The organism is Pseudomonas sp. PS01297 (assembly GCF_029959305.1).
Lineage (GTDB): Bacteria > Pseudomonadota > Gammaproteobacteria > Pseudomonadales > Pseudomonadaceae > Aquipseudomonas > Aquipseudomonas helleri.
The window spans coordinates 1-12,492 of sequence record NZ_JASCPQ010000128.1 but is presented as its reverse complement, the minus strand read 5'-3'; the positions used below and the strand labels follow the sequence as shown (position 1 = coordinate 12,492).

General features: G+C 59.1%; 11 protein-coding genes. 5 read left to right on the top strand and 6 right to left on the bottom strand.

What is annotated here, in order from left to right; genetic code table 11:
- Positions 1 to 63 precede the first annotated feature (63 nt).
- The 6 genes from QMX84_RS24165 to QMX84_RS24140 form a co-directional block, all read right to left on the bottom strand.
- Complete coding sequence (locus tag QMX84_RS24165; protein WP_282364961.1) at positions 64 to 1,089, bottom strand: tryptophan 7-halogenase; 1,026 nt, start codon at positions 1,087 to 1,089, stop codon at positions 64 to 66.
- Positions 1,082 to 3,241 (bottom strand): hypothetical protein, encoded by a 2,160-nt coding sequence (locus QMX84_RS24160; protein WP_282364960.1) that lies wholly within the window; start codon positions 3,239 to 3,241, stop codon positions 1,082 to 1,084. Before QMX84_RS24160 ends, QMX84_RS24165 begins: the two co-directional genes overlap by 8 nt.
- A gap of 92 nt (positions 3,242 to 3,333) precedes the next feature.
- Complete coding sequence (locus tag QMX84_RS24155) at positions 3,334 to 3,687, bottom strand: DUF3325 domain-containing protein (RefSeq protein WP_282364959.1); 354 nt, start codon at positions 3,685 to 3,687, stop codon at positions 3,334 to 3,336.
- A gap of 1 nt (position 3,688) precedes the next feature.
- The gene (locus tag QMX84_RS24150; RefSeq protein ID WP_282364958.1) at positions 3,689 to 5,227 is read right to left on the bottom strand and encodes a PepSY-associated TM helix domain-containing protein; all 1,539 of its coding nucleotides are present in this window, start codon (positions 5,225 to 5,227) and stop codon (positions 3,689 to 3,691) included.
- On the bottom strand, positions 5,224 to 5,514 hold the full coding sequence (locus tag QMX84_RS24145; protein WP_282364957.1) for an iron transporter: 291 nt from the start codon (positions 5,512 to 5,514) through the stop codon (positions 5,224 to 5,226). The genes QMX84_RS24150 and QMX84_RS24145 overlap by 4 nt, the downstream gene beginning before the upstream one ends.
- A gap of 127 nt (positions 5,515 to 5,641) precedes the next feature.
- On the bottom strand, positions 5,642 to 7,900 hold the full coding sequence (locus QMX84_RS24140; RefSeq protein ID WP_282364956.1) for a TonB-dependent siderophore receptor: 2,259 nt from the start codon (positions 7,898 to 7,900) through the stop codon (positions 5,642 to 5,644).
- A gap of 348 nt (positions 7,901 to 8,248) precedes the next feature.
- On the opposite strand from QMX84_RS24140, the gene QMX84_RS24135 reads away from it, so the two are divergent.
- The 5 genes from QMX84_RS24135 to QMX84_RS24115 all read left to right on the top strand — a co-directional run bounded on the left by QMX84_RS24135 (position 8,249) and on the right by QMX84_RS24115 (position 12,363).
- The gene (locus tag QMX84_RS24135; protein ID WP_282364955.1) at positions 8,249 to 8,590 is read left to right on the top strand and encodes an FKBP-type peptidyl-prolyl cis-trans isomerase; all 342 of its coding nucleotides are present in this window, start codon (positions 8,249 to 8,251) and stop codon (positions 8,588 to 8,590) included.
- Between the two features lie 57 nt (positions 8,591 to 8,647).
- Complete coding sequence (locus QMX84_RS24130) at positions 8,648 to 9,742, top strand: DUF1615 domain-containing protein (protein WP_282364962.1); 1,095 nt, start codon at positions 8,648 to 8,650, stop codon at positions 9,740 to 9,742.
- A gap of 93 nt (positions 9,743 to 9,835) precedes the next feature.
- Positions 9,836 to 10,237, top strand: coding sequence for an MbcA/ParS/Xre antitoxin family protein (locus tag QMX84_RS24125; RefSeq protein WP_048369946.1), 402 nt, complete (start codon positions 9,836 to 9,838; stop codon positions 10,235 to 10,237).
- Positions 10,237 to 10,926, top strand: coding sequence for an RES family NAD+ phosphorylase (locus QMX84_RS24120; RefSeq protein WP_282364954.1), 690 nt, complete (start codon positions 10,237 to 10,239; stop codon positions 10,924 to 10,926). The genes QMX84_RS24125 and QMX84_RS24120 overlap by 1 nt, the downstream gene beginning before the upstream one ends.
- 153 nt (positions 10,927 to 11,079) lie before the next feature.
- Positions 11,080 to 12,363 carry an FAD-binding oxidoreductase gene (locus QMX84_RS24115; RefSeq protein ID WP_282364953.1) on the top strand — a complete coding sequence of 428 codons (1,284 nt, stop codon included), beginning with the start codon at positions 11,080 to 11,082 and terminating at the stop codon, positions 12,361 to 12,363.
- Positions 12,364 to 12,492: the final 129 nt, after the last annotated feature.

The following is a 12,492-nucleotide window of genomic DNA, read 5'->3' as shown; positions in this document are numbered from 1 at the left end:
AGCTTGCCTCGCGATCTTTTGATCTTTAAAAGATCGCGAGGCAAGCTCGCTCCTACAAGTAATCTAACCGCACCACTCAGGTGCAAATGGATGGGTGCGATAAAACTCACTCATTTTCAGCCGATCACGATTAAACCAGTCGTTGATCCAATACTGATATTGCTGCTGGATGCTTAGCACGTGCCAAGGGGTGCTCAGGGACTCAACCACAGCATGCGCAGCCATCATGCCCGTCATCAGTGCCTTGACTACGCCGTGCCCGGAGGAAGGGTCCAGCACGAAAGCAGAATCACCCGCGATAAAAAAACCGTCGCCACAGGCCTGCTGGCAGAGACGCCACGTGACATCAGCACCGCGAACGGGGCCACTGGCAAGCAACGGTTTGAAAACCGCTGGCGGTACAGCCTGATGGGTGCCCGCGTGGGTAAAACACAGGCGCGTCCAGTGATAGAAATCGCTGCGTATCTTGGCCATCCAGTACCAGCCAAACGGATCAGCTTCTATCCCGCATACCTCAGCACCTTCAGGGCAGTTACCCGTTGCATAGCCATAGTGGGCGAGCAACCGGGGGGAATAGGTGCGCCAGGGCAAGCCCAGATGGCGCGACAGCCAGCCATTGCCACCGCTGGCATCAATAACCCATGCCGCCAGCCTGTCACCCTGCGCCGTGCTGACGCCGCAAACCTGCTGCCGCTCGCGAAGCACGCCCTGTACTCGACACGGCTGCAGCACCTCAACGCCCAACTCGGTGGCACGGTCCAGAAGCACGCTGTCGAGCGTCTCGCGCGGGATTTGATACCCAAGTTCCGGCCCGCTGGCGCTCTCACCAAACGCGCTAAACAACCGCTCGCCCGCCCATTTCACGGCATGGCCCGGGTGACGCAGAAAGCCGGCCTGGTTGATTGCTTGGGCGATGCCAAGTTGGGCAAGCACGGCCTCAACCCCGGGCGGCAACGTTTCTCCTGGACGAGCGCGAGGGAAAACCGCTTGTTCCAGCAACGTCACCCGCAACCCGCGCTGCGCACATAAAATGGCGGCAGCCGTACCGGCCGGGCCGGCACCAACGATGACCACATCCCTATCAGCCACGCGGTGTTATCTGCCACGGTTGGTCGTTGCGCTTTATCAGTAGGGACTCATCTCCGATAAAAAGCTCAACCAGTTCAAGTACCTCTATGTGCCGCTTGGTGTAATCGACCGGGGTCGAGATGGCGCCGTAGCGGTAAATCCGAAAGAAATACACCTGCTCCTGCAGGCGGGACCATGCGTTAAAGTCGGCTCCGGGTGGCGCCCCATCAACACCCGTGACCGGCATGAAGGACAACACTGACCATTTGCCCTGTTCAAAACGGCTGCCACCCGCCCCTACTGCTGCGTAGGCCGACTGCATGGCCAAAATCCGCTGCTGATAGTCGGCCTGGGAGGTCTGCCCTGTCATGTGTAACGACAATTGCCCGTCCAGTGCATTGCGGGTGTAATCGCTGTACGCATACGCCGTGCATTCGACCACTTGACGCCCATCGACGGTGATCAGGCGCGGCCCCGTCAGTCCATCCCACGAGGCTTGCCCCGATAACCCTATTTCGGTGTCCGTCAGTGGGATAATCGTCGGTTTTGGACCATAGGGTTCAAAGGTCCTTGCGCTGTCCGGGGTTACCGCAGGCCAGTACCCCCCTGCTGCCGAGCAGATCCGCACATCTTCTGTAAACGGGCTGCCCAGCAAATAAGCACACATGTATTTAGGCACCCATGCCTGACCATCACCGGCAATCTCCCAACCGGGGCTGAAGGTGCCCGCTGCCGTGTCGGCCAGACAGGACTGGCGCTTTGAACTCGCCGAATCGCCAACGGCTTGCCCTTCATCCGAGGGTGATCCCTGGGTCAACACAGCGGTAATGCTTATGTCTTCGAGGACAAAATGCCCGCCCGCCAGGTCAGGATTGCCCGCAACTCGTCGCTCAGAAAGCGCCGCTAATGCGGCGTACCAGATCCGTTCGGGGAAGCCTTGCTGTTGTTCCCATTCACCCAATTGAGCTTGCCCGCAGGCCGGGTAGAAATCGGGCGCGGCCAGAATCGAATACGCCGCCACGTTTAGCCCGATAGCGGTACTCAAGGCCGGGCAATCGGCCTTGATCCAGCCCTCGGCGGTGAAGTCGATAAAGTGCAGCGCGCGATAGTTGCCTGCCTCGACAATCGCCTCGACGTCCGGATCATTGTTTAAATCGCGAACCGTACCGTCGTCCAGCAGTTGAAAGCGTTTATTGATGATGTAGTTAAACCTGGCATTGGGCGGAACGTTGAAAGAAACGGGCTGGCCCTGGTATTCAGCGGGCTCAACCAGTCGGGGTTTCGCAACCGGCACGCATAAACCCGGCCCGAATAGCTGACTGTCCGCCCACTGTGCTAGCGCCTGAGTCTGTACGAAGGGTGGCTGCGAGAGGTCGGGCTCGAACCAGTCCGCCTCCTGGCCTCTACGCAGATGAAACTGGCGCAGCTTTTCATTGACGTGAAAAGCCTCCAGGTCCACTTGCAGATCAAAACCGGCAATGCATTGCGGGCCATCGAACACTTTGTGCAAGGGCCGCCAAAAATCCAGTTTATCGTCCCCCTCAACCCATCCGGGCCCCGTCTGCCCTTTTTCACGCACGGCCACATAGACACCAAAGCGCGCAGGGATAACCCGCATAGCCTGTGGCTGTCCCTCGACAAAAGGGGTGAAACCGCGCAATGAGGGGTCATACAGGGCGGGCGCAGTGCCGATGCGGGCAATGCCTGTGCGACAAAAGCACAGGTCTGCATGCTGGTGGTGAGGGGTATCGGCACGGGGACGGTACTCGGTGGCAAACACCACCAGCCCCAAGGTCGCGTTGTCGCCCGCCTGCGTCTGTAACGCTTCAAGCGAAGGCAGGGCAACGCCATAGACGAAGTTGAGCAGTGTCTCGAGTTCTGCCGCAGTGGCAAAGTCGGTCAGTGTGTCACCATTGGCGGCGTGCAGCACATTGGGCGAGGCCAAGGCGTGATACAGCAGACTGCGTGCAGGGTTGCCGGCTTCGATAGCACGCGCGCCCTGCAACGAAAAGTCTTCAAAACCCTCAACCGATCGATCAACCGCCAGTTCCTTGCTCAATTCTTCAGCCAGCGGGCGGGCCTGAATATCCAGACCGTGCAGCAACAACAGGTCATGCCAGCCCAAAGGCGCCAAACGCTCGCACAGGCCTTGAACTTCATCAATCAGGGACATACTGGAGGACTCCGCGAAATGACCGAAAACTGAGTCTGTTTGACTCAAGAGATTCGGTCATTTGCCCGGGGCTGCCTACCTGTCAAAAATACCTAAACAGACAAACGGTAAAGGCTCAACATTTCGATCATTACCCACATCGGGACGAACCCTAGCGGCAGCCACACCGCCAGCCGTGCGCGATACGGCAACAACATCAGCAACGCAAAGCCACTGAGCGAGATCAACCCAAACCAGCCAATGGAGCCCATTGCCCAGCCCCAGGCAAGACCGCAAAAGTAGAAGCTCAACGCCAAACTCAACCACCCTGCTCCGCGCAAAGCGCGACGCAACCCGGCTGACGGCGGTTTGTTCCAGACTTGCTTGTAATGGCGCTCAAGCCCTTGGCACAGGGCAAGCATGCCGATATAGGCAAAGGCCCAGGCTGCAAAGTAATGTGCCAGCATCTCAGTTCACCTCCGCCAGCACCGCGGTCTTTTTACGCGGCACCCGCTCGACTTGCGGCTGCGAGACTTTCCAGCACGCCCACAACAGCACACCCCCCAAAGCCATGGCGGTGAGTTCAACACCCATGCGGCTGTGCAATGCCCACGAATGATCAACCGTCAGCAGGCTCACCAGCGGCAAGCTCAGGCACATTACCCCTGCAAGCCCAAGCTGCTCACGCCAGGCGTGCATGCGCGGGCGCAGCAAGGCATGCACGAGGGTCAAGGCCCACACGCCAAAGAACACCGTCAACTCGGCATCCGGGCGCTCGGCCATGCCCACCGCCAGCAAGTGATTGCCCCAAAGGTAAGCGATGCAGGCCAGGCTCAAGCCCGCCATCACCGTAACGTTAACGGCCTCGATCACCCGGTAAAGCACTTGGGCCACCCGGCCTTCGCTGGCGTATTTACGGCGCCGTTTAACGGTGAACAGCACCAGCCCGGTGGCGATCATGGCGCTGCTGATCAACCCGCAAATGAAGTACACCCAGCGCATCGGGTAACCGCCAAACTGCGCAAAGTGCATACCGGAAATCACCCGGTGCGTGAGCACCGAAGCGCGCATCTCGGTCGGCCCGGACAGTTGCTCGCCCGTGACCCCGTCAAACCGCATGCCGCCGCCTTTGATCAGGGCAATGCGGTTGCCCAGAATTGGCCGGATCTGGATTTCGGCGTTGCTCATGCCAGGGTTGGTAATGCTCACCCCGCTCAGCGGCCCCATAACGTCGCGGGCTTTGGCCAGCAACGGCCCGATCGCCACCAGCGGTGCCGGTTCGGCCCGCGCCGGGCGTTTGGCCTCGACCACCGCAGGCGCAGGGTCCTGGGCCTTGAAAAACGCGTCGCGACTGCCATCAAACAGCGCGTCCATGGCCGCTGGCATGTAGATCACCAAAAAAATCGCCAGCCCGCTGTAAGTAATCATCAGGTGAAACGGCAACAACAGCACGGCGCTGGCGTTGTGCGCGTCGAGCCACGAACGCTGGCCTTTGGCGGGGCGAAAGGTAAAGAACTCCTTGAAGAATTTTTTGTGGATCACGATGCCGCTGATCAACGCCGCCAGCATGCCCATAGCCAGCGCACCGACCACATAAATCCCGAGCATGCCGGGCATGAACAAGGTGAAGTGGAACAGGAAAAAGAAGCGCCCGCCCGCCGACTCGCGTACCGGCAAGACTTCACCGGTGTTGGGGTCCAGGGTCACCGACACGCCGTCGCGACGCCCGCCGGTCGAGGCGCGCAACTCGGGCGAGCGGTCATAGGGCAGGCTCACGCCCCATTGTTTGGCGTTGGGCTCATGCTCGCGCAAGTAGCTCAAGCCACGCTCCACGGCCTGTTCGTCCGTCAAGTGATGGGCGGGCAGTTCCGGGTGCATCCAGTTGTCGATCTCTTGATCGAATACCGCTAGGCTGCCGGTCAGAAAGATCGCAAACAACAACCAGCCTACGATCAGCCCACCCCAGGTGTGCAGCCAGGCCAGAGATTGGGTGATGGTCTGTTTCATCCGAGTCGCTCCAGCAGTTGCGGCCAAAAACCGATCGCGGCCAATGGCAGCGCCAGCACGGCGCCCATCCAGGCCGACCACTGATGACGCGCCATAAAGGCCCACAAAATGGCGCAAGTGTAGATGGCGAACGACAACAGGCTGGCGACCAGCATTGAGTCCACGTTGTCCATTGGCAACAGCCGCGCCAGCGCCGCCGTAAAGGCATAGGTGAAGACATAGCCGCCCACCATGGCGGCCAATGCGCGAGACAGAATCGGCAGCCATGCCGACGATGCAAATTTCATCTGTTCAATCCTTCATCAGCCCCAGCCACGGTTTTGCCAGAGCCCAATGTGACAACGGCGCGACACCTGCAAAGGATGTCGCGCCTGTTATTGCCTGCACCAAACAGCGGTCAGGCCAATGCTGTGATCAGAACGAGGTGGTCACCGACGCAAAGTAGGCACGACCCGCTTCGTTGTAGGTCTGGGCGCCTGCTTCGTCAGCGTTGCCCTTGCGGTACAGCTGCTTGTCGAGCAGGTTGTTGATGCCCACCCGCACGCTCAGATTTTTGTTGAACTCATAGCCGCTGCTCAGCCCCACCAAGCCATACGGGTCAACCGACTGCTGCACCGATTTATCCAGTGACTCGTTGGCGCGCATGTTGTATTTGGGCGCCTTCTGCTCGCCGTAGTACGTGCCGCTGACCTGGAACGAAAGCTGTTCGGTGGCGTACCAGTCCAGGGTGGTGTTGAGCGTGTACTTGGGAATGATACTCAGTGGCTCGCCGGTTTTCTTGTCTTTGCTGTCGATCATGTAGGTCAGGTTGGTGTTCCAGTCCAGGTCCTTGCGCAGGTTGACGAACAGGTTGCCCTCAACCCCTTGCACGATGGCCTTGCCGCTGTTTTCCCACTGCAATACACGACGGCCGTTGGGCAGACGGAAAGCCGATTCGTTGCTGGCATTGATCTTGTTCTGGTAGTCATTACGGAAGTACGTCGCGCTGGTGCGCCAGCTGCCTTTGTCAAACGCCAGACCGATCTCTTTGTTGATGCTGATTTCCGGTTTGAGGTCCGGGTTACCCACCAGGTAGCAACCTCCCAGATTGACTTCCACCGAGCTGCAACCGTTACCACGGCTGTACAACAGGTAGTTTGGGTTGGACTGGTACAGGTTCGGGGTTTTGTAGGCCCGGGCAATACCGCCTTTAAGGCTCAACTCATCAGTGATCTGGTGCGAAGCGTTGAGGCTCGGGCTCCAGTTGCCGCCAAACTTGTCGTGGTGGTCGTAGCGCAGGCCCGGCGTCACGATGGTTTTGGACCCTGCCTCGAGGTTGTCCTCAACGTAGAACGCGTAGCTGTTGGCAGTGGACTTGGTCTGGGTGCGGTCAGTGCCCGGAATACCCGGAGTGCCGCCCGCGCCTGGGTCCCAGCTTTGCGGACGCAACGAGCCTGGATCGTTGAGCGATTCGTAGAGGTATTCACCGCCCAGGGTCAGTACCTGATGGGTGTAGAAGTCCAGCGGCAAGTTAACTTCAGCCTTGGCCCGGGTGTTGCGCAGGCGTGATTGGAAGCTGCCGGCCGATTCTGACGGGGCACCTTCACCGTAGCCCGCCAGGCCTTCGTTCAAGCGCGAGTTGCGGGTCAGGTCATGGCTGATCATGGCCATGGTGGTGCCCCAGTCAAACGAGCCATTGTGGGTGGCCGAAAACATGCTGCGTTGCAGCACCGAGGTTTCTTTGCCGTACAGGCTGTCAACGAAATCACCCCCGCTGTTGAGCATGGTGTCGCCCGCGTAGATATTGCCCTGGCGGCTGTAGCTGGCCTCTAGGTCCAGGGACTGTTCCGGGGTGAACTGCCAGCTCAACAAGCCGTTGACGTCTTTGTTGCGCACGCCTTCACGGCCGGCCACCACGCTGTCTGCGGAGGCCTGCTCGCTGGTGTTGATGCGCGCGTCATCCGCGTCGGTTTTGCTCAGGCCGCCATACACGCGAAACACCAGGTCGTCGGTGATCGGGCCGCTGAGGTTGAAGTTGGTACGCTTGCTAATGCCTTCTGCGCTGTCATCCGGTGACAGGTAGTAGGCCGTCAAAGAGCCGCCAAGCTTGTCGGTCGGGCGCTTGGTGATGATGTTGACCACCCCGCCCATCGCGCCTGAGCCGTAACGGGCAGCCGCAGGCCCGCGGAGGATTTCGATACGCTCCACTTCTTCGGCCGGTACCCAGTTGGTTTCGCCACGGGTATCGCGGTCGCCGCTCCAGCCGTAACGTTGGGCGTTACGTGAAGAAGACGGCTTGCCGTCGATCAGGATCAAGGTGTTTTCCGGGCCCATGCCACGCAAGTCAATCTGGCGGTTGTTACCGCGTGCGCCACTGGAACTGTTGCCGGTGAGGTTAACGCCGGGCTCACGACGAATGATGTCGGAAAGATCATTGGCCGGCGGACGTTTTTTAATGTCTTCAGCGGTAATGATCGACACGCCCGGCGCCTGCTTCAGTTCTTCAGCGGCGGTGCCCAACACGCGGGTTTCTTCCAGTTGCAGCGCCTGCTTGCTGCCATCTACCGGCAGATCGCTGGCCTCCACGGGCACTTCATCGCGTTCACGCTCCAGCGCATCGGCGAGCAAGGTCGGTGAAGCCAGTGCGGCCACAATAGCCAGTGAAAATTGACTGCGTTTGAATCGAGACGACATGTCCAGTTGATCCCTTAACAATGGAGTGTGCTCAGCAGGCCAAAGGCTGGAATGGCTGGGCACGATTCCCTCAAAGGATCTCGTCTCGCTTAGCTCACCCCGGCGCTGCCAGGGCGACAATAGTAACCATTCTCAATTGAGAGTAAAGCGCGAATGACAATTATCCTCATTGAAAAGTTCCTCAAACCCTTTGTTTTAGAGCCTTGTCCTACGAAAAAATAATTTAAAACTGATTGCCAAACGCGCCACATCCTGAGAAAAACCGCGCAATCTCAGCTCGCCTCGCGAAAGATCAAAAGATCGCGAGGCAAGCTCGCTCCTACACGGTTTACTTTCGAGTCCTGCACCATGAACAACGAACTACAGATCACCGACCTCACACTGGGCGAAGGCAAAGCAGCCGTTAAAGGCGCCCTGATCACCACGCATTACACCGGCTGGCTCGCAGATGGCACGGTCTTCGACTCCTCCCATGAGCGCGGCAAGCCGTTCCAGTGCGTGATTGGCACAGGCCGCGTGATTAAGGGCTGGGACCAAGGCTCGCTCGGGATGAAAGTGGGTGGCAAGCGCAAACTGCAAGTTCCCGCGCACTTGGCCTATGGTGAAAGAAGCATGGGTAAACACATCACACCGAACTCGGACCTCACGTTTGAGATCGAACTGCTGGAAGTGCTGACACGAGACGATTGATACGTCAGCACATCGTTCTATTAATTGGGGAGTTAAGCGTTAGTGAATCGATTTTTCATGCAGGTATTAACGCTTTCTTTGCCCATTGTGATCGCCGGGTGCAGCAGCCAAAGCACCCAGACGCTGCCCGATCGCACGCCCGAACAAGCGCGAGCGCGGTTGCTTCAACTACTGCCCGCCAACGTTGCGGATCGCCAGGGCTGGGCCAACGATATTTACACCGCCTTCGCCGCGCAAAAGCTTGAGCCCAACGACGAAAACCTGTGCTCGGTGCTGGCCGTGACTGAGCAGGAATCTACTTTTCAAGCCGACCCGCCGGTGCCCAACCTGGCAAAAATTGCCCGCAGCGAAATCAATCGGCGCGCGGGCAAGCTGCACATCCCGGAGTTCGTGGTGCGCAGCGCGCTGAACATCACCTCGCCAACGGGTAAAACCTATAACCAGCGCCTTGATGCGGCACGCACCGAAGGCCAGTTGAGCGCCATCTTTGATGACTTTATCGGCATGGTGCCGCTGGGCAAAAACCTGTTTGGCAGCCTCAACCCGGTGCATACCGGCGGGCCAATGCAGGTCAGCATCGCCTTTGCCGAGAAACACGCCCAGGATTACCCCTACCCGATACCCGGCACGATCCGCCAGGAAGTCTTTACCCGTCGCGGCGGCATGTACTTTGGTACTGCCCATTTGCTCGGCTACCCGGCCGATTACACGCAATCGCTGTATCGCTTTGCTGACTTCAATGCGGGCTGGTACGCCAGTCGCAATGCCGCCTTTCAGAATGCCGTGAGCCAGGTGTCTGGCATTCAGTTGGCACTGGATGGCGACGTGACCATCCCCGGCTCTTACGCCGTGGGCTCTACCGAACGCGCCGTTCGCGTGCTGGGCAAGCAACTGGGCTTGAGCGATAACCAGGTCCGCCAGCAGTTGCTCAAAGGTGACCGCCTTGAATTTGAGCAGACCGATGTCTATCGCAAAGTCTTTGCCCTTGCCGACCGCCAACAATCCAAACCGCTGCCCCGCGCCGTGTTGCCGGGCATCACCCTGCAAAGCCCTAAAATCACCCGCAACCTCACCACGGCCTGGTTTGCGCAACGGGTTGATGAACGCCGCCAGCGGTGTATGAACAAGGCCAAGTCGCTGCCCAACACATAAAGCAATGGATTACCCAGTTCGCATGCGAATACATTCATTGTAATTATCCAGATACGGTGTAGCCTCCAAGGTATCAACGCCTTGGAGGCCACCATGCATCTAGTCGCCCACAACACCCGGCCCGATATCACCAGCGGTGATGCAGGCCGCGTCGCCCTGACGTTCTTCTTCAATTTGATGGAGCACTGGGGTTGCAGCAAAGATCAGCAATGCACCCTGCTCGGCGCTATCGGCAACACCACGTACTTCAAGTACAAAAAACTGCCGAATGTTCGCCTGCCCCACGACACCCTTGAGCGTATTTCGTACCTGATGGGCGTGCACAAAGCGCTGCGCATCCTGTTCAGCAATCAGCCGGAGCGGGCTTACGAGTGGGTCCACAAAGCCAATAACACTGCGCCATTCAACGGCCAAAGTGCGTTGAGCTACATGCTCGGCGGTCAGGTCGTCGACCTTGCAGATGTGCGCCGCTATCTGGATGGGGTGCGGGGCTGATGCCAGACACCCCGTTGTTAAGCGTGCTGCCCGAGTGGAACAACGCTTATCGCATCATCAACAGTGCGTTCCCGCCCATTTCGGTGTTTGAGGACACCCTTGATCCGGCCGATCTGGACATCGCCTTTGCCCTCGAAAGCCTGACCAATGACCGCCTGCGCGACCAGGCTGGGGTTCTTAACCGCGTGCACCCACAAGACCGCCTGTGTGGAGAAGGCTCGACCCCGATCATGGCGGCTTTTACCCATATCGGTCGTGCCAGCCGCTTCACCGATGGCAGTTACGGGGTTTATTACTGCGCCAACAGCCTTGACGCCGCCATCGCCGAGACCCGCTTTCATCAGGAACAATTCTGGCGCGCCACCCAAGAGGCGAGCATCGAGATCACCCTGCGCACCTACATCAACACCGTGCTTGAGCCAATGATCGATGTACGCGCCGAACCTGGCTTGCACCACCCTTCCCTGTCCAGTTACGGCACGTCGCAAGCCTTTGCCAAACAACACCGCGAGGCCTCGGCCTGGGGGCTGCTGTACAACAGCGTGCGCCTTGCCGGCCATGAATGCGTAGCAGCCTTTCGCCCGCCTGCGCTTTCGATTCCACGCCAAGGCCCGCATTTTCGCTATGTGTGGGATGACAAAACTCAGACCATCACCTGGGTGCTGCAAGTGAGCGAAGTCACGTTCTGATCACGTCGCTGTAAAACTTGGTAACAGGGGGTTTATTTAGCCCTCACAAGTCGAATATTGTCAGTGCATGGCTGAAGTGGAAAAGCAGGACCGGCGCGGGCGCCTTATTAGCCCCCCTTTCTGCCTCCTATCCAATAAAAAAACGGAGCCATCATGTCTGAACGTTGCAACTCTTATTACACCGCCACCCTCACCCATGAAACCGACTACCCGACGCTGCAAGGCCAGCACCGGGTTGATGTGGTGATTATTGGCGGCGGTTTTACCGGCGTAGCGACCGCCGTCGAGCTGGCCGAAAAAGGCCTGAAAGTGGCCATTGTCGAGAGCAACAAGATCGGCTGGGGCGCCACCGGGCGTAATGGCGGGCAAGTGACCGGCAGCCTCTCGGGCGATGAAGCGATGCGCAAGCAGATGCGCCGTCGCCTCGGCAGCCAGGTCGATGACTTTATCTGGCACTTGCGTTGGCGCGGGCACGAGATTATCCAGCAGCGAGTCGCAAAATACGGCATCCGCTGCGACCTCAAGCACGGCCATTTGCATGCCGCTTACAAGCCCAGCCACATGGAAGGCTTGCGCAAGGACTACGACGAAGCGGTGCGCCGTGGCATGGGCAGTGAAGTGTCGTTGCTCGACCGCAGCCAGGTGCGCGACATTCTGCAAAGTGACCTGTATGACGGCGCGATCAAGAATATGCGCAACATGCACCTGCACCCGCTCAACCTCTGCATTGGCGAGGCCCGCGCAGCCGAAAGCCTCGGCGCGCTGATTTTCGAAAACAGCGAAGTGCTGGAAATCATCCATGGCGACACCCCCGGCGTGCGCACGGCCCACGGGCGCATTGACGCCAATCAGGTGCTGCTGGCCGGTGACGTGTACCACAAGCTGGAGCCGGGCAAGCTCAAGGGCAAGATCTTCCCGGCCATGGGCGGGATCGTCACCACCGAACCCCTGGGCGACCTGGCTCGCCAGTTGAACCCCCAAGACCTCGCGGTGTATGACTGCCGCTTCGTGCTCGACTACTACCGCATGACCGCCGATGGCCGCCTGCTGTTTGGCGGCGGTGCCAATTACAGCGGCAAAGACTCGCGTGACATCGCGGGGGAATTGCGCCCGTGCATTGAGCAGACCTTCCCGGCACTCAAAGGGGTGAACATTGAGTACCAGTGGAGCTGCGCGATGGGCATCGTGATCAACCGCATCCCGCAACTGGGCAAACTCTCGGATAACGTCTGGTACTGCCAGGGCTACTCGGGGCACGGCATCGCCACCAGCCACATCATGGGCGAAATCATGGGCCGGGCGATCACCGGCCAACTGGAGCAGTTCGACACCTTTGCCGGCTGCCAGCACATCCGCGTGCCCATGGGCGACCTCCTCGGCAACCCGATGCTGGCGGCGGGCATGTGGTACTACCAGATGCTTGAGCGGTTGCGCTGATTAACCCCATCCAACTGAACATTATCGCAACACGAACCAAGTGGGAGCGGGCTTGCTCGCGATGGCCTTCAGAGCGCCTCATTTGCCAGACAAATACGCGTCATCGTTAATGACCATCGCGAGCAAGCC

Bases quoted from the DNA above. Each gene is read 5' to 3' on its own strand.
- QMX84_RS24160 (WP_282364960.1), bottom strand. From the start codon at position 3,241: ATGTCCCTGATTGATGAAGTTCAAGGCCTGTGCGAGCGTTTGGCGCCT.
- QMX84_RS24155 (WP_282364959.1), bottom strand. From the start codon at position 3,687: ATGCTGGCACATTACTTTGCAGCCTGGGCCTTTGCCTATATCGGCATG.
- QMX84_RS24150 (WP_282364958.1), bottom strand. From the start codon at position 5,227: ATGAAACAGACCATCACCCAATCTCTGGCCTGGCTGCACACCTGGGGT.
- QMX84_RS24145 (WP_282364957.1), bottom strand. From the start codon at position 5,514: ATGAAATTTGCATCGTCGGCATGGCTGCCGATTCTGTCTCGCGCATTG.
- QMX84_RS24140 (WP_282364956.1), bottom strand. From the start codon at position 7,900: ATGTCGTCTCGATTCAAACGCAGTCAATTTTCACTGGCTATTGTGGCC.
- QMX84_RS24135 (WP_282364955.1), top strand. From the start codon at position 8,249: ATGAACAACGAACTACAGATCACCGACCTCACACTGGGCGAAGGCAAA.
- QMX84_RS24130 (WP_282364962.1), top strand. From the start codon at position 8,648: ATGCAGGTATTAACGCTTTCTTTGCCCATTGTGATCGCCGGGTGCAGC.
- QMX84_RS24125 (WP_048369946.1), top strand. From the start codon at position 9,836: ATGCATCTAGTCGCCCACAACACCCGGCCCGATATCACCAGCGGTGAT.
- QMX84_RS24120 (WP_282364954.1), top strand. From the start codon at position 10,237: ATGCCAGACACCCCGTTGTTAAGCGTGCTGCCCGAGTGGAACAACGCT.
- QMX84_RS24115 (WP_282364953.1), top strand. From the start codon at position 11,080: ATGTCTGAACGTTGCAACTCTTATTACACCGCCACCCTCACCCATGAA.